This is a genomic window from Streptomyces sp. NBC_00386, assembly GCF_036063235.1.
GTDB lineage: Bacteria > Actinomycetota > Actinomycetes > Streptomycetales > Streptomycetaceae > Streptomyces.
In genome coordinates this window covers 318,072-343,825 of record NZ_CP107950.1, presented here as the reverse complement: position 1 = coordinate 343,825, position 25,754 = coordinate 318,072, and the positions used below count along the sequence as shown (strand labels likewise).

Genomic DNA, 25,754 nt, shown 5'->3' with positions numbered 1-25,754 from the left:
AGCGGGCTCGGATCGAACTCCTAATGCGGGTGTGGCAGGAGAACAGATTGTTACTGAGGTCAGCTCTGAGTCAGTCGCGCGGCACGAGCCAAGGTCTCTACGAAGTGGAGATCTCGTGCGGCGGAGAACGTGGTCAGCATCAGGCGGTACGTCACCACGTCTGAGGTTTTCAGAGTCAGTTCCTTACCGTCCAGCTCTGCACTGACGAGCTGGACCAACGGGATACGCGCGTCGTCGAGGGCCTGCCGGTGGACGACGACGCCGTGTAGGTCTGCCGCAATCCAGCCGTCAATCGTCTTTCGGCGTGGTGCGATGAGCGGACCAAGGGGAGCGCTCACCGTAGGAGCCGCTGGGATTTCTGGAACAGAGCGGGCCAGCTTGGGCTTTGTGGGGCTAGAGCCCGCGCGAGAGGTGGAGGTGGAGTAGGACGCTCCAGGGGCAAGGCGCACTGTCGTGGTCCGGCGCCCGCGACTGTTCATGGTGACCCGCCCGGCTTTGCCTCCGATACTCAGGCTGCTCGACTTGCTGCCGAGTCGAACGCGCACGCCTGGCGCGATCTTGAACGACTTGTTGATGCGCAGTCCCATACATCCCCCAAGGCATTGGAGTAGCAGGCTAGCTCGGATACCACCAGCTTTGGGCTGATCTGCCAGAGATCGGTGGGGTCTGCTGCGTGGTCGGGTGGGGCACCCACCGTCGTGGCTGACTGTCGTCGGCTGAGGTTCAGACGGGGCGTGTCGAAAGTCCCGGCCGTCAGCCGAACGCGCCATGGCTGGGCCGTCCCTGGGCCGTCCAAGGGTGCTCAACGACGACCAAGCCGGGATGCCCGCCTCGGCCACGCCCGTGGCGGCGGGCGTGTCACTTCCCGTGGTCGGCGTGGGACTCGGGCTCGCCCGGCGGATCAGCGAGGGAAAGACTGCGAGAGACGCACAGCGCTGCCTCAAGCGGACCATCTGCCGGCAGCTCTTCAAGCTCCTCGAACGAGGAGATCACCCACGCAGCAGGCCGTCCCTGGAGATCTTCCTCAAGCAGCTTGACTTGATATAGCAGCCTCGGGGGGAGAAGCCTCGAGAGGACGATCGACGACCTTGGCCTGTACCTCTTTGGACCTGGACGACATGGTCGAGCATTGGACGCTGTTGAAGGGACGAGCAGGGGCTCGTGTCCGGCAAGCGGGGTGCGACGCTACTGGGTTTCGCCGTGCTGCTGAAGTTCTACACGCAGTACGGCCGGTTCCCCGGGGGCCGGTTCGAGCTGCCGGGCGAGGCAGTGGAGTTCGCCGCCCGGCAGGTACAGGTACCCGCGTCCGAGCTGGACGCGTATGAGTGGAGCGGTCGGACGATCGAGTACCACCGTGCGCAGAGCCGTGGGCACCTGGGCTTTCGTGAGTGCAGCGTCGCGGACGCGGACAAGCTGACGGCCTGGCTCGCCGAGCACGTCGCCTGCAAGGAGCGGCGGCCGGAGCAGAGGAGAGAGCGCGGGGCTACGGTGTCAGCACGATCCTGCCGAAGACTTCACCCGCGTCCATCTTCTGGTGCGCCAGCACAGCTTCGTCCAGCGGCAGCAGCGCATGCACCACCGCTTCGATCTCGCCGCGGCTGGCTGCGCCGAACTGCTTGCTGCGCACGGCACGCAGGTCGGCTGGGGTGACGGTAGCTGCGCTGAAAGTGGCGAAGGACATCGACTTCTGGAACGCCGCCATGATCTTCGTCCCGAAGTCCGCAGGCGGCTGACCTGCGACAGCGCCCACGGCCACCATGCGGCCGTTCGGGTTGAGCCTGTCGAAGAACGACGGCATGTCCTCACCGGCCACAACGTCGATGATGACGTCATAGCCCGCTGGAGCCTCTTTTCCTCCGTCGCCGGAGCGGTCCAGCACGTGGGTCGCGCCGAGACGGCGCAGCCGCTCGCCGCGCTCGGATGATGATGTCGTGACCGCCACCGCGGCGGCACCACCGCGAGCCGCGAGCTGCACTGCCATGATCCCGATACTGCCGGCCGCGCCACGCACCAAGACCGTCTCCCCGGGAGCGAAATGGGCGTGGCGAAGCCCGAAGTGGGCCACCGCACCGGAACTGCCGAGCGTCACCGCGGCAGCAGCGGACAGGCTGCTGGGCAGGGGAAGAATCTGCTCGACCGGCACGATGGCCTGTTCGACGTAGCCTCCGCCGGTGCCGGTGAAGCCCCACACCCGCAGGCCGATCCACGACGTGTCGACGCCGTCACCGACCGCGGTCACGGTGCCCGCCACCTCGCTACCCGGGATGTGACCCTCCTTGAAGCCGTAGGCGGCCAGAGCCCCGCTTCGGATCACGGTGTCGACACCACCGACGCCCACCGCCTCGGCGGCTATCAGTACCTGCCCGGCAGCAGGCGCGGGTATCGGCAGGTCGACAACGGCCAGACCGTCAGGACTTCCGAACGTCTGGATCGAGATTGCCTTCAACGTGGTCTCCAGGTTCCCGGACAGCTCAAGCGCGAGAGCTTCTACGTCTCGGACGGTAACGGACGCCCCCGTCCGTTTAGGTAAAGTGAGAGTGGTGACCGACCGTTTGCCTCATACGTTGCGCTCCGACGCGCTGGACAACCGCGAACGCATCCTCGACGCGGCCCGAGCGCTGTTCTCCACCGACGGCCTGGACGTGCCGATGCGGGAGGTCGCGCGGCGTGCCGGGGTGGGACCTGCCACCTTGTACCGTCGCTTCCCGACCAAGCAGATGCTGGTCACCGAGGCCTTCGCGGACCAGCTGAATGCGTGTCGCGCCATTGTCGACGAGGGGTGCGCCGATCCTGATCCGTGGCGTGGCCTGTGCCTGGTGATCGAGAGGATCTGTGAGCTGCACGCACGCGATCGGGGCTTCACCGAAGCCTTCCTGTCGACCTACCCGGAGGTGAAGGATGTCGCCGCCGGCCGTGAGTACACGGTGAAAGCAGTCGCCGAACTGGCTCAGCGAGCCAAGGAAGCGGGGCACCTGCGGTCCGACTTCGTCCTGGACGACCTGATTCTCATACTCATGGCCAACAAGGGGATCCACGCCACATCGACCGTCGGCCAGGTCAAGGCCTCCCGACGCTTTTCAGGGTTGGTGATCCAGGCGTTCGAAGCCTGCCCTCGGCACGCACCACTACCACCAGCGGCACGGCTGGCATCCGTACCACCCGACGGCCTGTCGCGGTGAACGCCGGATTCACTGCGGCAGAATCTCTACGGTGATCTTCGCGACCTGCGGCGGACCGATCCGGCCGCCGGGGCGAGGTGTACGCATTTACTGCGGCAGCGCCGAAGGGCGGGTCCGACACGGTGATCGAACCAGTGACCGAACTCGGGGGCGAGGGCGCGCTCCCACTGCCGCGCGCCCGGGTGGTGTCCCTGTCCGCCCAGCCCTCGTCGAACACTGCGGCGGTCGAGAGGCACCTCACCGGCGCGGGCATCGCGAAATCCTCCGCCCGGATCTACCGGATCGCTGACAACGTGGGGTGGATGCTCGCCGGCGAGCCGGCGCCGACCGGACCGACCCGCCGGGGCGCGAAGCCGCCCGTCTTCCCCGTCACCACGATCGACGACGCGGCGTTGCCGGAGCTCCTGGCCGAAATGGCGGCGGGGCGGGCGGACGAGACGGATGCCGACACCGTCAACCGGGAACTGTCCATCGCCCGCCTCGGCACCCAATGGCAGAGCAGGACCGGTGCCGGGCTGGTGATCGTGTCGTCCGCTCAGCCCCACCAGCAGGCCAAAGCAGGACTGTTCCCGGACCTGCTCAGCCAGGCGGTGACAGCAGAGCCACCGCCGGGCACGCACCCGCCCACCTGTCGGTGTCCACCGTGGTGCAGCAGATGAACAGCCACCCGGACAAGCCCGCCCACCAGCACATCAGCCTGTCCCTACTCGGTCTGACCGGCGAGCCACCCGACTTCCTTGAAGGCGGCTCCTTCTGGTCCGTTCCTAGACCGTGACGACGATCTTCTTCCCGGCGTGGAGCCCCTTCTCGAGGTGGCGGTGTGCCTCGACGACGTCGTTGAGGGCGAACACCTTGTCGATGGCGGGCCGCAGTGCACCGAGACGTACACCGGCGTTCAGGAAGGCCGCCATGCGTTTCACCACGACGCCGTCGAGGGTGTGCTCGAAGCTCCGGTAGCTGAAGATCGTGAGCGGCGCGCTTCTCGGGAAGGACGTGGGCCGAGGGTCCAGGAAGCCCGCGGCGACCAGTGTCCCGCCGGGGCGGGCCGCCTTCAGGAGATCCTGCTGGCCGGGGCCCATGACGACGTCGAGGACGATGTCGGCGCCGGTCCCGCCGGTGTGGTGGCGGACGGCTTCGACGACGTCCATGTGGTCGGTGGCAATGACCGCGGCGGCGCCGGCGGCGAGCAGGTCGTCCTTCCTCGCCGTGTGCCGAGTGATGGCGATGGGCACGGCGCCGATCTGATTGGCGATCTGCATTGCCGCCCGGCCGACGCCGCCGGACGCGGCAGTGATGAGGACGTGGTCGCCAGGCCGTATCCTCGCCTTCTCGACAAGCGCCCCGTAGGCGGTGGAGTACGCGACCCAGATCGCCGCCGCCTCCGTGATTCCGAGCCCGGCCGGCCGGGCGACGACCTGGCTCGCGGGGACCGTGGTGTACTCGGCATAGCTGCCCCTGGCGCTCGCGTCCGGAACGGCCGTGAGAATGACCGGATCGCCGATCTTCAGCCCGGTGTTCTCGGGGCCCAGCGCGTCGACCACGCCGGTTCCTTCGACGCCGAGGCGAGCGTGTGGCAGGGGGACGGTTGCGGGCGAGGTACCGGAACGCATCATCTGGTCGAGCGGGTTGACGGCGAACGCTTCGATCCTGACCCGTACCTCGCCGGCGGTGGGCTCGACGACCGGCTCCTCTACGACGTGCATGACATCCGGCCCGCCGAACTCATCGAACACGACGACTCGTGGCATGGTGACTCCTCCGCATCCGGTGCTGGTTTCGTTGCTCGCGGAAGACGTTACGGAGCCGTGGGTTACCTCCTGGTACCTTCGATTTTCATGCAGAACGTGGCTGGACCAGCCTTCCTCGCCGACTGCCCCACGCGTCTGGCGGTCGAGATCATCGCCGACAAATGGGCCGTGCTCGTGCTCTTCGGGCTCAGCCGTCAGCCTCGCAGGCACGGTGAGCTCGTCGACCTCATCGGCGGCATCTCGCGCAAGGTCCTCACCCAGACGCTGCGCCGGCTCCAGCAGTACGGTCTGGTCGAACGCCGTGCCGAAGCGCCACGGCGGGTCGAGTACAGCCTCACCGACCTTGGCCGGACCCTCGTCGAGCCCATCGAGGTCCTGACGAACTGGGCGAGGGACTACGGCGGGGCCATCGTCGACTTCCAGGAGGCGGCGGAAGCCGCTACTTCTGCTCGGGCCCGCACGGCGGGTTGATCTCGGCGATGGGCGGCCTCGTCGGCGGGCAGCGTCGAGGACCGCGTTGGGCAGGACCGTTCGGACACCGAGCTGGTCGCCCAGGCCCACGGTGCGCGCCGCCAGCCGCAGAGAGCCCGCCCCCGTGCCCTCCAGCCCCAGATGCACAGCTTTCAGGCGTAGCCGGTCGCCCGCGAGCTCGCGCCACGGCGCGAGCAGCCGCTCGGCGATGTCGGGGCGGCCGGGGGACAACGCCCGCATCGGCTCAGCGGACGGACCGAGCGGCACGACCAGGTCCCCGTCCGCGTACGCGCGCAGGTCCGGCCACGACACGACCGGCAGACCGTCTCCAGCCTCGGCGTGCGCGGCGGACACCAGGCGGGACAGCCGCGCCCACCCGAACAGATTCTGCGCGAGCAGCGTGACCCGCAGCGGCGACTCAAGGACGTGCGCACCGCCGTGCGCCGGTGTCCGCGAACGACCGGCAACAGGGTGCGGTGCCGTGAGCGGGGCGACGGCCACGTCGACGCCGAAGACGGGACGGACACCGGCGGCCGCGGCAGCGTTGGTGAAGAGGACCGTGCCCGCGACGGTGTCCCGGTCGGTCAAAGCGAGCGTCGTCATCCCGCGCTCGACGGCGCGCTGGACGAGAACGTCGGGGAGGGATGTGCCATAGCGGGCCGAATAGCCGGAAGCGACATGCAGATGAGTAAATCCACCGCTCCACACCCCCAGAATCCCCCGCAGCCCTCCCTGATCTATGACCTCTCCAGGTATCCACCACAACCAGCATCCGAACAAATGTGTGAATAAATGAACCTGGCCTCTCTTCACGCACTCGTGCGATGCCTGTGACTGTTCGCGCTAGGTGACGGATGTTCACGCAGCGAACCGAGCCCAGCTGAGTGGCTTGAGTCGGCGAGCCGATCGGCAAAGTTGGCGGGCAACCGTTCGGCGCGGTTGCGCCAGCGCCGTTCACGTGCGGTCCCGAGAGGTGTGGTCAGGCGGGCACGTGGAAGGTGCTTACGGGCCGAGGGCAGGCGATGGGCCCAGGTGCCGAGGACGCGGACGAACGGTAGAACGTAAGGGTGAGGCACGAGAGCAGTCCTGGTGAGGATGCACGGCTGCACCGTGTGGCAAGGCCGGCGATCGACTACCAGGCGCTGTTCTCCGTCACCCCCAGCCCCTGCATGGTGCTGGGCCCGGATCTGGTGCTCGCGGACATCAACGAGGCGGCCTGCCGGGTGACCGGCCGTACCCGGGAGGATCTGCTCGGGCGCTATCTCTTCGATGCCTTCCCTGACAATCCGGCGGACCCGGATGCCGACGGCGTGCGGAATCTGCAGGCCTCCCTGCACCGGGTCCTGCGCTCGAAAGAGCCGGACACGATGGCGCCGATGAAGTACGACATTCCCGTGGCCGCCCGGCCCGGCGTGTTCGAGGAGCGGTGGTGGTCCGCGATCAACACCCCGGTGCTCGGGCCGGACGGGCAGGTGCAGTGGATCCTCCACCGGGGGGAGGACGTGACCTCGTTCATCCGCTCCCACCCCCGCCTGCGAGAAGGCGGTGCGCTCAGCGACGTGGAGGCAAGGGAGGTCGAACTGTACGCACGGGCGCTTGAGCTCAAGCGACTGAACGAGGAACTGCGCCAAGCCCACGCCCGGGAACGCCAGGTCGCCGTCACCTTGCAGGAGGCCATGCTCCACTCGCCACATCTGGCCCGGCACCGAGACACCGCGGTGCGTTACCTGCCCGCCGCCGGGTCACTGAACGTGTGCGGCGACTGGTACGACGTGGTCGACCTGCCCGAGGACAGATTCGCCGTCGCGGTCGGCGACGTCGTCGGCCACGGCCTGGAGGCCGCCGCCGTCATGGGGATGCTCCGCAGCGCGTTGTCCGCCGTCGTCCGGGCCGTCGAACGGCCCGCGAGGGCCCTGGACGTCCTGGGCCTGTACGCACGCGACGTGGAGGGTGCGCTGGCCGCCACCGTCGTCCAAGCCGTCGTCGACACCCGCGCTCGCCGCATCATGTACAGCAGCGCCGGCCACCCGCCCCCCGTCCTGGTCCACCCGGACGGCACCTTCGACCTTCTAGACCGGGCCACCGACCCTCCTCTGGGAGCCCGCCCCGAACCCGTTCCCCACCCCCATGCCGACCTGAGCTACACCCGCGGTGACACCTTCGTGCTCTACACCGACGGCCTCATCGAACGCCGCGGCGAGGACATCGACGCCAGCCTGCAACGCCTCACCGACGCGCTCGCCCGCCATGCAGACCACGAGCCCGAAGGCCTTGCCGACGCCCTGCTCGCGGACCTCGGTGTCAGCAGCGGCGCCCGCGACGACGTCGCCTTGATCGTCATCCGCCTATGACCCGCGCGTCACCAGCGGACGCGCCACAGGTTACGTATCCCGCCAACTGAAACGCTCCGACCACGCTGCGGTTTCACCTATCGAACCGGGCGTGGCGCCCACGGATTCGCCATCTATCGCGAACACACCTCGTCGAGTGCGATGAACAGAGCCGTCGTGGCCGGCCAAGACGCACCTTCTCGCTCGCCAACTGTCGTGAACGGTCGCCATTCTTCTGGTCGCCGCGCGGATGTGAGCGCTCGGGAACCGGATCCTCCGTGAAGCCACCGGGTCCGCCCAGGAACCCGAGCCAGAGCGATGCCGTGGTGATCGAATCGTTGCCACCCCGCATACAACCGCGAACAGCCCTCCCCTGTCCCACAGTTGGCCGCTGAGGATGACCCTCTGGCCGGTGCGCCCGCAGTCCGTTTCGGGCTGCGGGGGAGAGAACGGGCTCGAAGATGGGGAAGGCGAGGATGGGGAAGAAGTCGATGTGGAGCGCGGTGGTGGCCGGTGGAGCGGCGGTCGTGTTCACAGGGGTGGCGGCGGTGCCGGCCGGGGCGGCGGAGGGCGGGGTCTCCTTCACCCGAGTCGCGGTGAACGGCGGGAAGCCGATCGTCATCGGGGTCACGGAGGAGGTCGAAGTGCCGGCGTCCTTCCGGATGACGACCAGGCTCAGATACGACTACGGGCCGACGGTGTTCCCTTACCGGGGGAAGCCCGACACGGGGGACACCCTGCACAGCTCCGTCATCACCAGCGACTGCAAGGTCGTGGACAAGGCCAACGGAGTCTGCGACTTCAAGGAGTGGCTGTACATCGACCCGCGGAACTCTGACTTCGGAAACGAGGATGCCGGCACCTGGAAAACTGCCGCTCGGGTCTTTCTCGCCGGTGACGCCCACGACACCGACGACAAGAACCTCCCCTTGCAGGTCAAGCGGGCTACACGCGTCACCGTCAACGCCTCGCCCGAGCCGGTCGCGGCAGGGAAGACGATCACCGTGACCGGCCAGGTCACCCGGGCGAACTGGGACACCCACACCTACCAGGGGTACGCGGGCCGCACGGTGAGCCTGCAGTTCAAGGCGGCGGGCGCCTCCTCGTACACCACGGTCAAGAAGGCGACCTCGAGTAACACGGGCGCGCTCAGGACCAGGGTGAAGGCCACCGGGCCGGGGACGTGGCGATGGACGTACTACGGAAACTCCACCTCCGGGGCGAAGTCGTCGACCGGGGACTACGTCGCCGTGCGGTAGGCGACGCGCGCGGACCGCATCCCCTCGAGAAGCGGCATTGCGACGTACGCCGTGCAGAACCTGAGCGCGCTACGTGGCCAGCCTGGCCACGTAGCGCGCTCAGCACGGGGCGGCTTTGTCGCATCAGGACCCGCCGCCGTTTGTCAGACAACTGCCGTAGCAGGCGCTGGTCCAGTACGGCGACCACACCGCGGTCACCGGACGCGCGGACGAGACGGCCAGCGCCCTGCGCCATCAGGGGTGACGGCGACGGCCATGAAGCCATTGCCTCCGCACTCCTCATCACCTTCTGTTTCACAGGCCGCCCTAAAGAAGGCATAAAAAAAGGGGCCGAGTTAAACTCGACACCATAGCGCAAGACGATTGGGAATTACTTATCTCCCATCTTCACCTCCACGCTATAGGCATCTCCACTGTAGTTCACCGTTCCATTCTCTACGCTAATCGCAGGCTTATTCACTACTACGTTTACTTCCACGCTAGAGCTGACACCAATAATCACCGTCAGAAGGGCACCGACAACAACACCAAGTGTGCGAATCCATGCAGTTCCTCGGTTAATCTGTGCGACTCGCAGCTCTCCATCACCCTTGACCCTGCGACTCCACCCCTTCCAGCGGCTTACAACCTGCCCCCCTTCTGGGCATCTTCCCTGTTCAGGGGCCTGGCTCTCAGTCGTCTTGTTCTCAGTCTCAATGCTGCTTCCGGTGTCCATTTTGTTCCTTTCGGTAGATGTGCGGCAAACGGTTTCCCTGTTTTTGGGTACAAAAATAGCCCGGTTTGAGCTTACTGCTCACTCCGGGCATGGGTGTTGCCTGGATTGTGCGCTAGAGGCGCGCGATTCCCCGCTTGTTCATGTGCTAAGTCTATCACGAACCAAGATCAAAAACAACAAGTCAGGCCGTCACGCGGATCGCTTGATGCCATTTCTCGCGGATGCTTCTCGGCTTTATCTTTGATGTGTCGAGACGACATTTTACGCATTCTTGCGCTCCCGTCAACCCTCCCTCTGTGCGGCGCCGGAAGGCTCCTGCAAGGAAATGAAGGAACCCCGTTCAATCGGCTCCATCCCCCATACCTGCCGGCCTTTCCTCATTGCCTTAAGCTGCGCCGGGTCAGGATGGTCAGGAGGTTCGGATCCGAGCTCGGCGGCCCCGGCACGCACGGCGGTGCGCCAGGGGACCTGTACGTCACCGTGCAGGTCCCCGACTGATCCGCCGCGCTATCAGGTTCCGGGGCGGTTTGCGGCACGGTGCGTGAGGGCGATTCCGTGGGCCGCTGCGGTGTCTGGTGGCAGTGGCCCACGTTCCGGGCTCGGCCGTCAGTGGCCTGTCAGGTCGTTCACCGTCTTTCCTGCGGCCTTCGCGGCATGGTCGATGACGTTTCCGTTCGAGCAGTTGTTGGTGTGGTCGCCGATGTAGTCGCCCAGTACGGGTACGACCGCGACTTCCTGCAGGCACACTGCGGCTGCGGTGAAGTTCCAGTTGTTGGCGGCGTTCACACCGCCGCCGAAGTTGCTGTCGTTGTCGGCGAAGGTGGGGGAGGCTCCCGCCGCAGCGGTGGCGGCCACAGCCGCGGCTACCAAGACCCCGCGCGTGATCATCTTTCTCATGTCCGGGCCAACGACTGTCTGCCAGGCAAGGCACGCCCCCGTACTCCGCTCGGCGCAGCTCCGACCGTCCCGACGGCGCGGTCTTCGCGACCACCGTCCCGCACCGATGGTGCAGGCGAACCAGTCCGCATCGAAGATCCACCTGATCACCGACAGGAACGGGCTGCCGCTGTCCCTGGGCATCTCCGGCGCGAACATGCACGACAGCCAGGGCCTTGAACCACTCGTGCGTGGCATCCCGCCCATCCCGCCCATCCGGTCCCGCCGCGGCCCCCGGCGCCGACGGCCGGCGAAACTGCACGCCGACAAGGGTTATGACTACGACCGCCTGCGCCGGGGGCTTCGAGATCGCGGCATCCGCCACCGCATCGCTCGCAGGGGCCGCGAGTCTTCCCAGCGGCTGGGCCGCCATCGCTGGGTGGTCGAGGGAACCGTGTCCTGGCTGGCCGGCTGCCGACGTCTGCACCGCCGCTATGAACGCAAAGCCGAGCACTTCCTCGCGTTCGTTGCCATCGCCGCAGCTCTCATCGGGTATCGCCGTCTCAGTAGATGAGCCGGCCTGACGGCGAGCGGATGCCGACCATCCCTGCGGTGTCAGTGGCAGCCCATAAGGTGCGCCCAACATCTCGAAGGAGGAACTTCCGTGGGATTTTCGGGTCACCTGGTCTTTGCCCGCAGCAACCGCCCTCTGCTGGAAGCTCCCGTGTTCGACAGCTTCGACGAAGAGCTCAAGGCCACCGTGCACACATGGGAGTCACGGCCGGGCGGCTGGCAGACGCTCCAGTTCGATCACGGGGTATGGGACGACGCGGACCTGCCCGCCTTGGTTGAGTGGAGCAGGGCACAGGCCTGCGTCGCCGACGTCTCCGACAGTTCCCTCGCTCTCGTGACCGGGCTGGACACCACCGGACAGCGTTGGCAGGCATGGCTGAACCTGGACATAGCAGCCAGGCTCTTGGTCAAGGAGCCTGAGGACCTCGATGATCAGCTCTTGTGGCTGGACACGCCGGAGTTCCACGACGCCGTCAGACATAAGCGTGCGGAGCTCGATGCGGAGATTTCCACCGACGCCGCGGGCGCCGTTGCCTGGGCCGCAGCCGCCGGCATCCCGGTTACGACACAGATATTCAGAATCGAAGAGCTGCTTCGCTCACACGAGGCCTTCGCAGAAGACCTCTTCAGCTCGCTGCTTGACCGGCTGGGCTTCCCCCAGACCACCCAGCCCTCACCTGCACCATAAGAAACGACCTCTCGGAGACCATGATCCGCTGGGCAATGATCGGCATCATGGCCCGTCGACTCACCCGTGGCCGACCAGCGACGCGTCCGGGCCGGCGCTTGCTCCTGCGAGATGTTCTGTAGATACGTCGGCCTTCTCTTCCACGGGGAGCGTCCTGCGTCGGTGCTCTATGGAGCCAGAAGGCGCTCAGCCCTCTGTTGCGCGTCAGAGGGCAGGCCGGTCAGCTTCGAGACGATCGCGCGAAGCTCTCGGCCGAGTTCGGGAAACTCGGTCCAGACCGCTGGGTTCCTGGTGAGGACCGCGGACAGCAGATCGCCTTCGTACATGTGCCCCTCTGCCATCGGGTTGTCCCGCAGCACCTCCAGTGCCAGTGGCAGGAGGTAGGGCAGGCCTATGTCCTGCCTGATCAACAAGCGCATGTCTTCGACGGTCAGCTCGCCGATCGGCCGACGCCGCAAGGCGAGTGCAGTAGCGACAAGGCGGGTGTCGTCGGCTGACGGGGCTGGCCAGCGGTCGTGTTCAAGCTCTTCAAGGGAGCGGTCACGATGCAAGGGGGGCGTCACCGATCGATTGTCCTACAACCAGATCTCAAACGCGGTCTGAGCCTTTTCCAAGCTGGCGGTGCTGACCGCGAGTTGGACAGTCCTGCGCAACGACGAAGCTCCTGGCGGACACGGGTGATCTCGGTCGAGAACCCGTCTACCAGGCAAGGCTTCGGCATAGTCGCTGGGCGCCCGTTTTGTGATCACGCAAGGCCAAGGAGGGCGAGGGGCCGGCGGGCGTCGCGTGCGTTGCGACGGAGGCCGGCGGCGATGTTCTTGACGCCGCTCAGCCAGAGGGCGCCGATGGCGAGGTTGCGCCCAGGTCGCCATCGCGCGGGGTGCGTTCGACTCCGACCAGGACCGCGACCCCGAACGCGGGTTCCGTCGTCCATGAGTTCGTGAGTCGACGGGGTCCTACTCGGGCAGTAGACCGCCGATGTCTCCGCCGGCTGCTGGTGACCAGCTCGTTGCAGCGCTGCGCTGGGCGGTGTGGCTCGGCTTCGCGCACGGCCAACTCCCGTTGCCACGCGGAATCGGGGTCCGCGCATGGGATCGTGAGGTGCGGTGTGCTGACGGCCGCCCGGCGGATCCGTACGAGCCTCAGGACATGCTGCCCCGGCACACCGTCCCCGGGGCCGGGGTGCGGCCCGTGCGGAGGTAGTGGTCGACCGTCTCCGTGACGCAGCGGTTCTGCGGATATGTGCCGTGGCCCTCCTCCTCGGCCGTCAGGAGGACGCCGACGCCGTCGCCCAGGGCGCGGGCCATGTGGCGGGCGCCGGGGTAGGGGGTGGTCGGGTCGCCGGTGCCGCCGACCACCAGGACGGGGGCAGCGCCGTCGGCGTTCACCTGGAGCGTGGCGCGCTCGCCGTCGAACGGCCAGCCGTAGCAGAGGTAGACGCCGATGGACCAGGCCGCGCCGAAGACGGGTGAGGCGGCTTTGACGCGGGCCTCGTCCCGGTCTAGGCGTTCGAAGCCGGGGCGCAGGCTGGAGTCCGCGCAGGTGATCGCGGTCTGGGCGATGCGGCTGTTGTCGCGCGGGGTCGCCGCGCGGTCGGCGGAGCCGATGTCGTCCGCGCCCTTGCTCAGCGGACGGCCGTCGTTGTGGTCGATCAGCGCGGTGAGGGCCTTGGCGAGCGGCGTCCAGCCGTCCGTGCCGAGTTCGAGATGGTCGCTGACGGCGTACGCGAGGTCGTCGGCGTCGAGGTTCCTTCCGGCGCCGGCCGGGGCGGGCTTCTTCTCCAGGCGGTCGGCCAGGCGCGCCATGCGCCGCGCGGCCTCCTCAGGCCCGTCGCCGGTCGGGCAGTGGCGGATACGGGCCGCGCAGTGCGCGGCGAACCGGTCGAACGCCGCCTGGACCGCCTTGACCTGCGACACCTGCTCCTCGTCGAGGTCCTCGGTCGGATCGACGGACGCTTCGAGGACGAGCCGTCCGACGTGCGACGGGTACAGGTGGGCGTAGACCGCGCCGAGCGCCGTTCCGTACGAGACGCCGAAGTAGTGCAGCCGCTCGTCGCCGAGGAGGTAGCGCATCAGGTCGAGGTCGCGCGCGGTGTGCGAGGTGCCGATGTACGGGAGGAGCGCCCCGGAGTGCTCGGCGCAGGCGTCGGCCCCGTCGTAGCCGGTGTCGTCCGCGGTCTTCCCGCATCGTACGGGGATGGTCGCGCCGACGCCGCGCGGGTCGAAGGAGACCAGGTCGTAGCGGTCGAGGAGCGGCTCGTACTGGTTGAGGCGTTCGGGCAGTCCGCTCACGCCGGACATGCCGGGGCCGCCGAAGTTGAGGACGAGCGAGCCGATGCGCCGGGCGTTCGGGCCGGTGGCCTTGCGGCGGATCAGGGCGACGTCGATCGTCCTGCCGTCCGGTTTCCGGTAGTCGAGGGGGGCCTTCATGGTGGCGCAGTCGTAGCCCGTGCGCGCGGTGGGCGGCGAGGTGCAGTTGGACCAGTGGAGGTGCTGGCCGGTGGTGAGCGCGGTGGGCAGACCGGCGGGCGGGTTGTTCGCGGTGAACTCCGTACGCGGCTCCGCATTCCGGCCGGGAGCGTCGTGCTGAAGCCAGGCGCCGACGGTCCCGATCGCGGCGAGGACGACCACCGCGATGATGCGCGCGCCGACCGAGAGGCCCGGTCTATGGCTTCGTATCGGATGTGCGTCACTCATCGAAATTCCCGCGCTCCCGCCCCTGGACGCCCGTCCCGTGCCCCGCATGCCCGCATGCCCGCATGCCCGTATCCGTGATCGTCCGATCGTCGAATGCGTGCAGGATACAAGCCGCCTCCGACAGCACGGCCGGACGCCCGGCGTGCGATGTCCGGGGAGGCGGGCTCGTCACGGCCGGTCAGCCGGTGGCGGACGGGGACACGGCTCGACCACCGGTGTGCGGGCGCCGCCCAGGCCCGACAACCTGCGGACAGGTACCGGCCCCGGCGCGGCAACCCGTCTCATGAACAAAGCCAGGCGCCTCCGCCGCGAGGGCGGAGACGGCTCGCGGCGGGATGCGGTAACGGGGAAGGGCAGGCGGTCCGAGGCCTCCATAAGCGGGCCGGTGCGGTTCGACATCCTCCGGGTGGGCGACTTCCTTCCCGTTCAGGGCCAGGACATAGGACAGTCCTCGTTCCTCGAGACCGAGCCGGAACGGGGTGCTGACGCCGTAGTCGGCGTCGGCGACCACGACCGGCGCCTTCAACTGCCACTGGACGCGTGTGTCCAGGAGGCCGAGCGTCAGACGCCGCTTCTCCCGGTGCACCACGTCGTCGGGGACTCCTGCCCTGCGGCACAGGTCCGGCTCGTCCGTCCATTCACGGGGCGGATGCAACTGCCACTCCAACGGGCACGAGGCGTTGTCGGTGGCGGCATGGACACTGGCCGCGACCTGGCAGTTCGTCCGTTTGCCGACCGTTCCGCAGTACTGGCGGGCCACCCCGACCGACGCCTTGCCGAACTTGGGGAACGACACGTCGTCGATCGCCCACACCTGGGGCCGGGCAACTCCGGTCAGTCGCTCGGCGATCCGCCGGCGAACCGGCTTCCAGTCCCATGGCACTGGTTCAGGAACTGCTGCAGGGCCTGCATGTTCCCGTCCGGCAGCCGTTCGGCCATCGGCTGGATCGACTTGCGCCGGCCGTCGAGCATCAGACCCCGCAGATAACTTCGCCCTTGGCCCGCTGATCCTTACGCGGCACCGAGGCGAAGACATCCGCCACGAACATCGCCAACGCCGCCTGTAATCGGTTCACTTCACGCGCATCCACACACCCGACATGCTATTGATCAGCGTCAACGAAAAGACCTGACGAAGCACTACCAGGGCTCGTCGTTCGGATCATCTGGTAGTTGGCCAAGGTTGCTGACTGGCGAGTCGATCGCGGTGTCGATCGCGGCGTACGCGTCGGCGCGGAGGACTTCCGCGAGGGCTCACTGGACCAGTTCGATGTGGGGATGGTCCGGGGAGTCGGGGCAGGCGTGGAGTTGCAGGTTGTGGCTGCCGGCGATGCCGATCTCCGTGAAGTGGCCGGCCGGGGTGCCCAGGGGAAGCGGGGTGGGGTTCGTCCGTTCCTCCTCGGGGATCCAGGTCTCGCTGCCGCCGTCCCATTCCGAGGAGGCGATGGTGAGGAGCGGGACCTGCTCGGTGCCGCACTCGGGGCAGGGGCGGGGCACGGGGTCGGTGGGGCTCCATCGGGTCCAGCCGCCGGTCTTCCAACCGGGGGTGGTGGAGAGGTTGTTCAGGTAGAGCTCGCCCGGGTCGTCCGCGTATGTGTTGTACCGCGCGGGGTCGATCGTCTCCCAGCGGCTCATGTCGTCCAGCTGGTCCAGAAGCTCCTTGCTCAGCTCCGAGGGGTTGGGGTAATCGGTGACCTGCTCCGGTGAGAACAGGCACGGCTCCGGGAGGTAGCAGTCCTGCTGGACGATGGGCGGCTCGGGCGGTGCGTCGAGGACGTCGGTGACGGTGGCGGAGGAGCGCCAGAAGAGGGCTGTCCGGGGGTGGGCCATCTCGTGGTCGAAGGGGCACCACAGGACCTGGAGGAGGTCCGCGTCGGGCGGGCACGGGAAGGGGACGTCGCGAGCGTAGAGCTGGGCGACGGGGAGGAGGGGGATCGGACCGTCGAACCACGGGCGGCCCGCGAGCTCCCAGGTCTCCCGTTCCTCGGGAGTCCACCAGGGTGCCTCGGGGTCGAGGCGCAGCCGCTCGGCCGCTGCGGCGCGGCCGTGACGGAAGAGCCGGATGTCGTCCGGGGAGTGGACCACCGGAGCCACGCGGCTGTCGTGCGGCTCGTCGCAGTACGGCCACGGCTCGTCGGCGGGCCACAGGAGCGGGCCGCCGACGGAGCTGTCGTGCACGGTCGGGGCCCCGGCCGCGGGTGCAGCCGGGTCGCCGTGCGCGCCAGTGGCGCCAGTTGAGGAAAGAGCGCGGTGACGTCGAACGGCCGCGGTGGGGTCGTAAAGATGGCGTTCACAGCGGTGATGCTGCCAGCAGCGTCTGACAACGGGCGTACTGATCCACGTCAGTTGACACCACACAGCTTCCCTATGTCGGCAGGCGGACCAGAGGAAGTGGCCGTCATGCCAGATCACGAGCTCGCCGTTTATGTGAGCTACCACACGTGTCTCATCAACAACCTCCTATCCGTCGGCAGATCACCGCCGGGAGTGGTTTCTGGGCGGGGAGAAGGCGCCCAGGCCTCGGCTTCGGGACGGTGGACGGATTCGACGTCAACGAGGTGATCGAAGCGGGATGAGCTGCACCCCGTTTCGTGGAGTCCCCGGCCTGCCCCGGATCCCGTGTCGTACGGTCTGACGTCGCGGTCGCCCACCGTCCGCAACGGATCTCACCGAAACCGGCGGTGCCGCCGGTACGGCCGAGAGATCTGGACCAATACCGGGATCAGGCGGCGACGAGCTCCTGCTCGCGGTCCGGCGTTTTGACCTTGGGCTTCTTGTTCGGCAGCGAGAGCCGGAAGACCTTGTGCCACGCGGAGAACACCTGCTTGGGCAGCGGGCCGGTGACGTACTCCAGCTCGTACTTCTCGAACAGCGCGCGCACCTTCACCGCGACCTCGGCGTACCGGTTGCTCGGCAGGTCCGGGAACAGGTGGTGCTCGATCTGGTGCGACAGGTTGCCGGTCATGAAGTGCATGGCCTTGCTGCCGCTGATGTTCGCCGAGCCCATCATCTGGCGCAGGTACCACTGGCCGCGCGTCTCGCCCCTGATCGACCGGCGCTCGAAGACCTGTACGCCCTCGGGGAAGTGCCCGCACATGATCACCGAGTGGGTCCAGATGTTGCGGACCAGGTTCGCGGTGAACGTGGCGGCGAGCGTGGTGAGGAACGACGGGCCCGACAGCAGCGGGTGGATCACGTAGTCCTTGAGCACCTGCTTGCGGATCTTGCGGCCCACGGCCTTGGCCCGCGCACGGAACTCCGGGCTCTTGCGGCGGCGCTTGTGCAGGTTCTTGCCGAGCTCCAGGTCGTACGCTGCGATGCCGTACTCGAAGAAGCAGGCGTTGATGAAGTTCCACAGCGGCTGGCCGAGGTGGAACGGGTGCCACTTCTGGTCCTCGTCGACGCGCATGATGCCGTAGCCGAGGTCGTTGTCCTTGCCGATCACGTTGGTGTACGTGTGGTGCAGCTCGTTGTGCGAGTGCTTCCACTGCTCGGCCGGCGAGACGTGATCCCAGTCCCAGGTGGTGGAGTGGATCTTCGGGTCCCGCATCCAGTCCCACTGGCCGTGCAGGATGTTGTGGCCGATCTCCATGTTGTCCATGATCTTCGCCACGGACAGACCGGCGGTGCCGATCAGCCACGCGGGCGGGAAGAACGAGAACAGCAGCACGCCCCGGCTGGCCAACTCGAGCTTGCGCTGCGCCGAGATGACCTTACGGATGTAGGTGGCGTCTTTCTCGCCGCGGGCGGCGATCACCTCGTCGCGGATCGCGTCCAGCTCGCGGCCGAGCTCCTCGATCTGCTCCGCGGTCAGGTGGTCGGTGGGGTCGATGGCGGTCAAGGTGCTCCTACCGTTCGATGTCGCAGGGGCCCGCCGCGGCGGACACGCAGGTCTGGATGAGGACGCCCGGCTCGGCCTCGGTGATCTCGCCGGTGCGCAGGTCTCGGACGGCGCCCGCCTTGAGCGGCGTGACGCAGCCGAAGCAGATGCCCATGCGGCACCCGGAGGGCATGAGCACGCCGGCCTCCTCGCCGATGTCCAGCAACGGCGTGGCGCCGTCCGCGTCGACGGTCTTGCCGGTGGTGCTGAACGTGACCTCGCCGCCGTCGCCGGCGACGACGATGCCGGGGCGGAAGCGTTCGGTGTGCAGGCGCTCTTGGACGCCGTGCTCGCTCCAGTGCTTTTCGGCGGCGTCGAGCAGGCCCGCGGGCCCGCAGGCCCAGGTCTCGCGCTCGGCCCAGTCGGGCACGAGTTCGTCGAGACGGGCGATGTCGAGCATGCCGTCCGTGTCGGTGTGCACCTCGGTGAGCCGCAGCTTCTTGTCCGCGACCAGGTCGTGCAGTTCGTTGCGGAAGATCACGTCTTGCGGCTGTGGCGCGCAGTGGACCATGACGACGTCGTCGAACTCGGTGTCGCGCAGCATGCCCATCACGGGCGTGATGCCGCTGCCGGCCGTCAGGTAGAGCACCTTGGCGGGCTTGGCCTGCGGCAGCACGAAGTCACCGGTCGGCTGGTCGAGCTGGATCAGTGTGCCCGGTTTGGCCCTGCGGACCAGGTGGTTGCTGACCTTTCCGTCCGGGATCGCCTTCACGGTGATCGTGACGCGGCCGTCCTGGCGGTCTGTCGGCGAGGTGAGGGAGTAGGCACGCCACAGGCGCACCCCGTCGACGTCGACCCCGATCCGCACGTACTGACCGGCCGTGTGGCCGCGCCAGCCCCGTCCCGGCCTGATCACGATGGTCGCGGCGTCACCCGTCTCGGGGTGCACGGCCTCGATGCGCCCGCGCAGGTCAGCGCCCGCACGCAGCGGGCTGACCAGGTCGAGGTAGTCCGACGGCAGCAGCGGCGTCGTGACCATCTCCAGCAGTTTCCACGCCCTGCTGCGAAGGGCTGTACTCGTCATGACTCCAGCTTGCTGCGCCTCAGGGCGTAAAGTCCTGACCGCAGGACGTAAATCTGGTCGGCTGAATTGTTCGTAGGGAACAAAACGTGAGCCATGCAATCCGGAGGGCCAGCGAACTGGCCCTGGATGAGACGACGGTCACCGCACTTCGGGCCGCGCTGAAGAGCACCGCCGACGAGGTCGTCCAGGCGATCATCGACGAGGTCCCTCCCTACGCCAACGCCCTTTCGGGTCACATGGGCGCCACCATCCGCCGCGCCGTCCGCACCGCCCTGGGGCACTACCTGGACCGCGCGAGCGGGAACGCCACAGGCGGCGACGCCGGTGACGCGGCCTATGAGCTGGGCCGCGGCGAGGTGCGCGACGGCCGTTCGATGGATGCCCTGCTCAGCGCCTACCGCGTCGGCGCCCGCGTGGCCTGGCGATGCCTGGCAGCGGGTGCCGTACCCGCAGGTCTGCCCGCCGCCGAGGTCGCCAAGTTCGCCGAACTGACCTTCGCCTACATCGACGAGCTCTCCGCCGCGAGCGCCGCGGGCCATGCCGACGAACTGGCCGCCCGGGGCAGGGACCACGAGCGCCACCTGGAACACCTGGCCCGCGACCTCCTTGCCGGCGCGAGCCCGGACGTGCTGCTGGCCTCTGCTCAACGGGCCGGGTGGCAGCCTCCGGTTTCGCTGACCGCGGTCCTGCTGCCCGCCGCCCAGGCCCGGCCTGCCTACCGCGCGCTCGACCCGAGCACCCTCGTCCTCGACGATCTGCCGGATGCCACCGGTGTGCTGCTCGTCCCCGATGCCGACCGATCACATCTCCTGCGGCAGCTGACCGGCCGCACCGCCGTGGTCGGCCCGGCCCGGCCATGGATTCGTGCGTCCGCCTCGTACGCACGAGCCGTACGCGCGCGCTCCCTCTCCTCTGATATCCGCGACACCGAGCACCACCTGCCCGAGCTGGTGCTGAGCGCCGACGCGGACGCGTTCGCAGACCTGCGTGCCCGAGCCCTCGCACCGTTGCGGACCTTGCCTGTCGCGACCGCACGGCGGCTGGAGGAGACGTTGCGGGAGTGGCTGCTGCACCAGGGTAGGCGGGACGAGGTGGCGGCGGCGCTGTTCGTCCATCCCCAGACAGTCCGGTACCGGATGTCGCAGTTGCGGGAGCTGTTTCCGGATCTCGCATCGCCACACCGGGTCCTCGAACTGACGCTGGCGGTCGGTCTTCGGGTCAGTTGACGCGTACTTCGACCGTCCACGACCGCGTCCGCGAGCGGTCCAGGAATCGTGCCTCGTTCTCGGTGCCGTCAGGTGGCTCGTGCGGCCCGGGGAAGAGCGGCATGAGTCAGCTGAGACCGGGGTTGATGTGAAGACCAGACAAGGCCTCGGGAAGCCCGTCGGGGGCGCTGTCTCTGAGAAGCGCGGTGGCGGATACGGCTTGACTGGATCCGGCGGACGATGCGCACCGGCCCGCTCGTCGACGCGCTCATCGAGCATCTGGTCGGCGATCTGGGACTCCATGCCCTGGAAAACAGCTTTCATGTCGTCGTGGAGGGCGCTGTCCTGGCACGAGCTGACCCACGGGCGCGCGGCGGGCTGCAACTGGGTGACCGGCGGGGAGGCCAGGCCGGGTCACCAGGGGCGGGGGGTGCCTCTATGTCCTTCATCAAGGCTGAGTGGTCTGCGGTGGCTGTTCCGGTGGTGCGTGGTTCGTAGAAGGTGCCGTCGTGGAGCGTTCCGAAGAGCACCCCCATGCGGTGCCGGGCGAAGCGGACGAGAGCCTGGATGCGGGTCTTCCCCTGATCCCGCCCTATGTCGCCCCTGCAGTTCGCCTGGCTGCAGGTGAACTGGATCGGTCGTGATCCACCTGAGAGCCCGCCGGGGCTTGGGCTGTGTTGCCGGAAGCGTGATCACGCGGCGTCCCTCGCCGGGGCCGGGGCCCCGGGGCACGTCACAGCGCGAACACCGGGACCCCGGGGGCACGGGTCACACCGCACACCCCCCGTGCCCGCGAGGGCGCCGCGGGCGGCGGCGCGAGGGTCGGCCCGATCAGCGGCATGACGGCCGCCAGCATCTCCGCCTCGCTCGCGGTCCCGTCCACGACCAGATCGGCCGCTGCCCGGGAGGGCGCGACGTGGGCTGCGTGGCGGTCCCTGCCGGTCTGCAGATAGTTGCTCAGGGACAGTCGGGGGTCCTGCCGCTGCACCTCGATCTTCCGAAGGATCTTGCGGGCCAGGCGTATGTCGTCGGGGGTGTCGACGTACACCCGCCACGCCGCCCGCCGGACCACGGACGGCAGTGACAGCGCGAACAGGCCCTCGACCACCACCAGCAGCACGCCGGGGCGCAGCAGCGCCGCGTCGATGGCGTGTGTCACCGCTGTCTCGTCGATCGACCCCGGATGGTTCCAGTCGAGGACGGCATGCCCGTCGGCACTGACCGTCCACACACCCCTCAGGGGGTCGTGCGCGGGCACGTAGTAGTCGTCCAGATGGACCAGCGCCACGCTCTCGGGACACTGCAGCGACAGGGCTTCGGCAAGGGTGGACTTGCCGGATGCGGTGCCGCCTGCGACCGCCAGTACACCCGTCATACGGGCGCTCCTCATGTGCTCAAAGGGGATAGACGAAGCGGCTGGACAAGCCGGGTGCAGGGAATGTACGGCGGTGTGATCGCCCATGGCAAGCAGGGAAACGAGGCCCGGTTCGGCGGAGGCCCGGGGCCGCGACCTTCGGTCGACCTGCGCACCGGTCTCGGCGATGCCGCGGACCTTCAGCGTGGTGTGACGTCGACGCGCGGGAACGAGTAGTCATGCATCCGACTCGACGTCTGCTCACCATGGCGGCCGCCGTCGCCGCCGTCCTCGCGACCGCCCTGTCCGCTGCAAACCATGCCTGCCTACAGCGGCGGGGCATCCGCTTCACCATCCCGGACAAGGCCGATCAGGCGCGCAACCGCAAGAAACGCGGCTCGTCCGCTGGCCGACTGTCGAAATTCGACCCGGTGGACTACCGCGAGCGACACGCAGTCGAGTGCGGCATCAATCGCCTCAAGAGGCACCGGGCCGTGGCCACGCGGTACGACAAGCTCGCGGTCCGCTACGAGGCGACCGTCCTCGTCGCAGCCGTCAACGAGTGGCTGTGACCAGCGCACGTGAGGCACGTCGGCAAGGAGTCCGCAACCATGGAGCTGCGGTCACTTCGCGACTGTGTCCATGAGGATCTGGGCCAGTTCGCGTGGCTGAGAGAGCATCGGCCAGTGGCCGTTCCGGCGCGGCGGGTTCGGTCAGCGCGGCGCCCGGGTGCGGCGTCGAGCCGACCACGATCCGTGTGATCTGCTCATCGGTGAGACCGTGGCCCTTGTAGTGGGCTGCGGGCGCGACCGGCCAGAATCCTCCGTTCTCGGCGATCGATGCCCTCATCATCGTCCCGCCGTCCGGCCAGGTGGAGATGAACGGTTCGCCATCGGCCGGAACGCTGGCGTCGACGAAGACCACGCGAGCCAGATGGCTGGACGGCCACAGCAGGACATCGGTGGCGATCTCGTTCACCAACAGCCCCTGGTCGCCGACCGACTGCCGGTTCGTCCGTCGCCCGGTACGGTGCTCACGAGCAGCGAACACCTTGTCGGGAGCCCGTTCCTCCGCACTGTGGTCGACTTCCCGCCTCTGGCGGTGCGACCGCGCTGCGCTCCTGATCGGCCGCCGGTCAGTGGACCGCGGAGACCGCAGGTTGCGCCGCTAAGCTGCTTCGGTGCGCACGGTTGAGGTCTTGTTGGACGAGGCGGCAGATCTCGCGGTCCGGGCGGTTTGGCGGCGGCTCGCGGATGCGGGTCTGCCCAGTCAGGTGCGCCATCGCTCACCGACCAACAGTCCGCACCTCACGCTGGCTTCCTGCCCCGAGCTGACCGCTCCGATCCGCTGGGAGCTTGGCGAGGCGGCCGCCTCGCTGCCCCTGCAAGTGCGGGTTTCCGGTGTGGTCCGTTTCGAGCGGCCCACCTCGGTGCTGGCCTGGGCCCTTGATCTCGATTCCGCCTTGGCCGGCTTGCACGGCCGGGTGTGGGACGCGGTGACCTCGGACAGCCCACCCGAGACCCTCAACCCCCTCCACGACCCCACGCACTGGAGCCCGCACATCACCCTCGGCCGTTCCCGGCGGGCGGGCGTGTTCGCCGACCGGCGGATCCCCGCTCTGCTGCCGGCGCCGCCGCTGTCGGTCCGGCTCACCACTCTGCGCAGTTACGACACCGAGACGGGTGCTGTGGAGGTGTTGGAGTCCCGTTCCTGAGGCGGCTGTACCCCTCGATGATCGGTGTACGCCGATGGGGTGGCCCGAGTCGACGTTGTCGGTGGATGACCGGGCGGGAGGCGTGTGTTCGCGCGGGCAGGGCGGGGTGACCATTGAGCAGGCCGATCTACGGGCCGGGAACGTTGTGTTCGGATTTCGGGGGTACGCATCGCCATGCGAGGCCGGCGGCGGTCAGGTAGGCGAGTGCGCCGATGGCCATGCTGACGCGGATTCCCTGGCCGTAGGTGGTGGCGGTGGCGAGGAGGGTGCCGCCGAGGGCGACACCTGTGGCGCTGCCCACCTGGCGGGCGGTGTTGAAGAGGGCGGAAGCCGTCCCTGAGTAGGCCGGTGGTGCGGCGCCCATGACGGTGGAGGTTGTGCCGGTGAGTGCGAAGGAGGTGCCGAATCCCGCTGCCATCATGGGGAGGATGAGCAGGGGGTAGGCGGGTTCGGCTCCTGCTGCGGTCCAGCTCGCCAGGCCCGCGGAAGCCAGGAGCATCCCGGTGATCACCAGGGGCCGGTCTCCGGTGCGGCGAGCGAGTCGGGCCGACACGACGGAGGCGAACATAGTCATGGCAACCGCGGGGAGCAGCGCCACCCCGGTTTCGAGCGCGCTGAAGCCGCGCTGGTGCTGGAAGTACAGGCTGGCGGTGAACACCATGGCGTAGAAGCCGAAGTTGAACAGCAGGCCGATGGCGGTGCCGCCGCCCAGTGTGCGGGAACACAGCAGGTCCAGCGGGACGGCGGGAGATCGCGCGAGCCGTTCGCGAACGACGAAGGCGGCGGCTGCCAGGACGGACAGGCTTGCCGCGGCGAGGACGGCCGGTGCGGTCCAGCCGCGTCGTCCGGCCTCGTTGAGTGCGGCCGTCAGGAAGGCCACGGCGGTCACCACCGCACACTGCGCGGGCCAGTCGATGGCGCGGGAGACCAGCTGGGGGGAATTCTCCACGTGGCGCAGCGTCAGCACCAGGCAGACGATGCCGACCGGCAGATTGATCAGGAACACCCATCGCCAGCCCACTGTGGAGACGAGTAGTCCGCCCAGCAGCGGCCCGGCCGAGGCCGCGATGCCGGCCATGGATCCCCACAGGCCGAAGGCTCTCGAACGAGCCGCCGGAGCGTGATACGCCTGCCGGAGCAGCGCCAGCGACCCGGGCACGATCAACGCCGCACCCAGTCCCTCCACCAGACGGGCCGTGGTAAGGAATGGAGCATTGGGAGCGAGAGCGCAGGCGGCGGAGGACAGCGTGAACACGGCCACGCCCGTGCAGAAGATCCGGCGGTTTCCCCATCGGTCACCCATTGCGCCGCCCAGCAGCAGAAAGCCGGCGAACACCAGGGTGTATCCGTCGGTGATCCACTGGATGCCCGTGACGGAAGCCGACATCTCCCGGCCGATCGCCGGCGCCGCGACGCTGATGACGGTGACGTCGAGGATCACCATGAAATACCCGGCGCATACAGCGAGCAGCGGGGCCAAGGACTGCTCCTTGTTGTGCCTGCCGGGTCGGCCGGGGGAGGCGGAGGCTCCATCATCGACCGGTTCCGCGAACGCCATACGCTCGGCCCCATCCTGTACATAATTGGATGAAGGCCACAATAATTTGGAGACAGTGGCATATCCCGTTCCGTGCGTGTGGCGCACGGTGTTGATGGGGCGTAGGGAAGCGACGCGTCCCAGTGACCAGGGCAGTGAATCGATCTTTAATGGCGTGTCCTTGGCATCCCCGGATCGGGGCGCCAGACATTGGGGTCCCTGGGGAGGAACAGCGCCCCCGCTACCGCCCCGACTCCCGTTCCGGCGCCACGCGCCCTCAATCGAAGCGTTTGTACAGGTCAGTCCCGGCACCCGGAATTCCGGGTGCCGGGACTGACAGAGGCCCGGGATCACGCCGGTTCATGGTCTTCCGGCTGAGGGAAGACCGGGCAGCCGTCATACCCGTCGGCCCGCGGGGCGGACCGGCCCGCTCACCGTGAGCCGGATCTGGCCCACCCTGCAGACCGGCACGCCAACTCCCGTCCCGCCTCTGGGGTTTCCCGGC

At 68.1% G+C, this 25,754-nt stretch carries 22 protein-coding genes and 7 pseudogenes; 13 read left to right on the top strand and 16 right to left on the bottom strand.

Annotation, left to right across the window (positions count from 1 at the left end):
* Positions 1 to 59: 59 nt before the first annotated feature.
* Positions 60 to 587 (bottom strand): DUF4236 domain-containing protein, encoded by a 528-nt coding sequence (locus tag OG780_RS01380; RefSeq protein WP_328443784.1) that lies wholly within the window; start codon positions 585 to 587, stop codon positions 60 to 62.
* Positions 588 to 798: 211 nt separating this feature from the next.
* Between OG780_RS01380 and OG780_RS01375 the strand changes: the two genes are divergently transcribed.
* Positions 799 to 1,047 carry a hypothetical protein gene (locus tag OG780_RS01375; RefSeq protein WP_328443782.1) on the top strand — a complete coding sequence of 83 codons (249 nt, stop codon included), beginning with the start codon at positions 799 to 801 and terminating at the stop codon, positions 1,045 to 1,047.
* A gap of 114 nt (positions 1,048 to 1,161) precedes the next feature.
* Positions 1,162 to 1,443: pseudogene (locus OG780_RS44485) on the top strand (DUF4158 domain-containing protein); the annotation flags it as partial.
* Between the two features lie 40 nt (positions 1,444 to 1,483).
* Here OG780_RS44485 and OG780_RS01370 read toward each other — a convergent pair.
* Entirely contained in the window at positions 1,484 to 2,446 is a 963-nt protein-coding gene (locus tag OG780_RS01370; protein ID WP_328443780.1) for a zinc-binding dehydrogenase, read from the bottom strand.
* Between the two features lie 94 nt (positions 2,447 to 2,540).
* Between OG780_RS01370 and OG780_RS01365 the strand changes: the two genes are divergently transcribed.
* Together OG780_RS01365 and OG780_RS01360 are read left to right on the top strand one after the other, a co-directional pair.
* A complete protein-coding gene (locus tag OG780_RS01365) occupies positions 2,541 to 3,179 on the top strand; it encodes a TetR/AcrR family transcriptional regulator (protein ID WP_328443778.1) in 639 nt (212 codons plus the stop codon).
* Positions 3,180 to 3,313: 134 nt separating this feature from the next.
* Entirely contained in the window at positions 3,314 to 3,838 is a 525-nt protein-coding gene (locus OG780_RS01360; protein WP_328443776.1) for a hypothetical protein, read from the top strand.
* 105 nt (positions 3,839 to 3,943) lie between these two features.
* Here the strand turns inward: OG780_RS01360 and OG780_RS01355 are convergent, their stop codons facing one another.
* Positions 3,944 to 4,882, bottom strand: coding sequence for a zinc-dependent alcohol dehydrogenase family protein (locus OG780_RS01355; RefSeq protein ID WP_328457816.1), 939 nt, complete (start codon positions 4,880 to 4,882; stop codon positions 3,944 to 3,946).
* Between the two features lie 132 nt (positions 4,883 to 5,014).
* On the opposite strand from OG780_RS01355, the gene OG780_RS01350 reads away from it, so the two are divergent.
* A complete protein-coding gene (locus OG780_RS01350; RefSeq protein WP_328457814.1) occupies positions 5,015 to 5,398 on the top strand; it encodes a winged helix-turn-helix transcriptional regulator in 384 nt (127 codons plus the stop codon).
* Between the two features lie 18 nt (positions 5,399 to 5,416).
* Here OG780_RS01350 and OG780_RS01345 read toward each other — a convergent pair.
* Positions 5,417 to 6,106: pseudogene (locus OG780_RS01345) on the bottom strand (PHP domain-containing protein); the annotation flags it as partial.
* A 461-nt stretch (positions 6,107 to 6,567) separates the two neighbouring features.
* Here OG780_RS01345 and OG780_RS01340 point away from each other — a divergent pair.
* Complete coding sequence (locus OG780_RS01340; RefSeq protein ID WP_443062290.1) at positions 6,568 to 7,749, top strand: PP2C family protein-serine/threonine phosphatase; 1,182 nt, start codon at positions 6,568 to 6,570, stop codon at positions 7,747 to 7,749.
* 455 nt (positions 7,750 to 8,204) lie between these two features.
* A complete protein-coding gene (locus tag OG780_RS01335) occupies positions 8,205 to 8,987 on the top strand; it encodes a hypothetical protein (protein WP_328443772.1) in 783 nt (260 codons plus the stop codon).
* A gap of 160 nt (positions 8,988 to 9,147) precedes the next feature.
* Here the strand turns inward: OG780_RS01335 and OG780_RS01330 are convergent.
* From OG780_RS01330 to OG780_RS01320, 3 genes and pseudogenes are all read right to left on the bottom strand, one after another.
* Positions 9,148 to 9,268: pseudogene (locus OG780_RS01330) on the bottom strand (helicase C-terminal domain-containing protein); the annotation flags it as partial.
* A gap of 89 nt (positions 9,269 to 9,357) precedes the next feature.
* Positions 9,358 to 9,702 carry a hypothetical protein gene (locus OG780_RS01325; protein WP_328443770.1) on the bottom strand — a complete coding sequence of 115 codons (345 nt, stop codon included), beginning with the start codon at positions 9,700 to 9,702 and terminating at the stop codon, positions 9,358 to 9,360.
* 606 nt (positions 9,703 to 10,308) lie between these two features.
* Positions 10,309 to 10,599, bottom strand: coding sequence for a hypothetical protein (locus tag OG780_RS01320; RefSeq protein WP_328443768.1), 291 nt, complete (start codon positions 10,597 to 10,599; stop codon positions 10,309 to 10,311).
* A gap of 121 nt (positions 10,600 to 10,720) precedes the next feature.
* Between OG780_RS01320 and OG780_RS01315 the strand changes: the two are divergent.
* Positions 10,721 to 11,152 (top strand): annotated as a pseudogene (locus OG780_RS01315) (IS5 family transposase); the annotation flags it as partial.
* A 150-nt stretch (positions 11,153 to 11,302) separates the two neighbouring features.
* Positions 11,303 to 11,839, top strand: coding sequence for a hypothetical protein (locus OG780_RS01310; RefSeq protein ID WP_328443766.1), 537 nt, complete (start codon positions 11,303 to 11,305; stop codon positions 11,837 to 11,839).
* A 167-nt stretch (positions 11,840 to 12,006) separates the two neighbouring features.
* Here the strand turns inward: OG780_RS01310 and OG780_RS01305 are convergent, their stop codons facing one another.
* The 6 genes and pseudogenes from OG780_RS01305 to OG780_RS01280 form a co-directional block, all read right to left on the bottom strand.
* Positions 12,007 to 12,402: a contact-dependent growth inhibition system immunity protein gene (locus OG780_RS01305; protein WP_328443764.1), complete on the bottom strand. Its 396-nt coding sequence runs from the start codon at positions 12,400 to 12,402 to the stop codon at positions 12,007 to 12,009.
* Between the two features lie 579 nt (positions 12,403 to 12,981).
* On the bottom strand, positions 12,982 to 14,535 hold the full coding sequence (locus OG780_RS01300; RefSeq protein WP_328443762.1) for an alpha/beta hydrolase: 1,554 nt from the start codon (positions 14,533 to 14,535) through the stop codon (positions 12,982 to 12,984).
* 307 nt (positions 14,536 to 14,842) lie between these two features.
* A pseudogene (locus OG780_RS01295) lies at positions 14,843 to 15,626 on the bottom strand (IS701 family transposase); the annotation flags it as partial.
* A gap of 163 nt (positions 15,627 to 15,789) precedes the next feature.
* A pseudogene (locus tag OG780_RS01290) lies at positions 15,790 to 16,829 on the bottom strand (hypothetical protein).
* A 428-nt stretch (positions 16,830 to 17,257) separates the two neighbouring features.
* Positions 17,258 to 18,376, bottom strand: coding sequence for a fatty acid desaturase family protein (locus OG780_RS01285; protein WP_328443760.1), 1,119 nt, complete (start codon positions 18,374 to 18,376; stop codon positions 17,258 to 17,260).
* Between the two features lie 7 nt (positions 18,377 to 18,383).
* Entirely contained in the window at positions 18,384 to 19,439 is a 1,056-nt protein-coding gene (locus tag OG780_RS01280) for a ferredoxin reductase (protein WP_328443758.1), read from the bottom strand.
* 86 nt (positions 19,440 to 19,525) lie between these two features.
* Between OG780_RS01280 and OG780_RS01275 the strand changes: the two genes are divergently transcribed.
* A complete protein-coding gene (locus OG780_RS01275; protein WP_328443756.1) occupies positions 19,526 to 20,665 on the top strand; it encodes a PucR family transcriptional regulator in 1,140 nt (379 codons plus the stop codon).
* A gap of 488 nt (positions 20,666 to 21,153) precedes the next feature.
* Positions 21,154 to 21,288 (top strand): hypothetical protein, encoded by a 135-nt coding sequence (locus OG780_RS01270; RefSeq protein WP_328443754.1) that lies wholly within the window; start codon positions 21,154 to 21,156, stop codon positions 21,286 to 21,288.
* An 89-nt stretch (positions 21,289 to 21,377) separates the two neighbouring features.
* On the opposite strand, the gene OG780_RS01265 is transcribed toward OG780_RS01270, so the two are convergent.
* On the bottom strand, positions 21,378 to 22,019 hold the full coding sequence (locus tag OG780_RS01265) for a uridine kinase family protein (protein ID WP_328443752.1): 642 nt from the start codon (positions 22,017 to 22,019) through the stop codon (positions 21,378 to 21,380).
* A gap of 284 nt (positions 22,020 to 22,303) precedes the next feature.
* Between OG780_RS01265 and OG780_RS01260 the strand changes: the two are divergent.
* Positions 22,304 to 22,570: pseudogene (locus OG780_RS01260) on the top strand (IS5 family transposase); the annotation flags it as partial.
* Here OG780_RS01260 and OG780_RS01255 read toward each other — a convergent pair.
* On the bottom strand, positions 22,554 to 22,976 hold the full coding sequence (locus OG780_RS01255) for a hypothetical protein (RefSeq protein ID WP_443062086.1): 423 nt from the start codon (positions 22,974 to 22,976) through the stop codon (positions 22,554 to 22,556). The pseudogene OG780_RS01260 and the gene OG780_RS01255 sit on opposite strands and share 17 nt — an antisense overlap.
* Positions 22,977 to 23,178: 202 nt before the next feature.
* Between OG780_RS01255 and OG780_RS01250 the strand changes: the two genes are divergently transcribed.
* Positions 23,179 to 23,712 (top strand): 2'-5' RNA ligase family protein, encoded by a 534-nt coding sequence (locus tag OG780_RS01250; protein WP_328443749.1) that lies wholly within the window; start codon positions 23,179 to 23,181, stop codon positions 23,710 to 23,712.
* A gap of 127 nt (positions 23,713 to 23,839) precedes the next feature.
* Here the strand turns inward: OG780_RS01250 and OG780_RS01245 are convergent, their stop codons facing one another.
* The gene (locus OG780_RS01245) at positions 23,840 to 25,192 is read right to left on the bottom strand and encodes an MFS transporter (RefSeq protein ID WP_328443748.1); all 1,353 of its coding nucleotides are present in this window, start codon (positions 25,190 to 25,192) and stop codon (positions 23,840 to 23,842) included.
* Between the last annotated feature and the right edge of the window lie 562 nt (positions 25,193 to 25,754).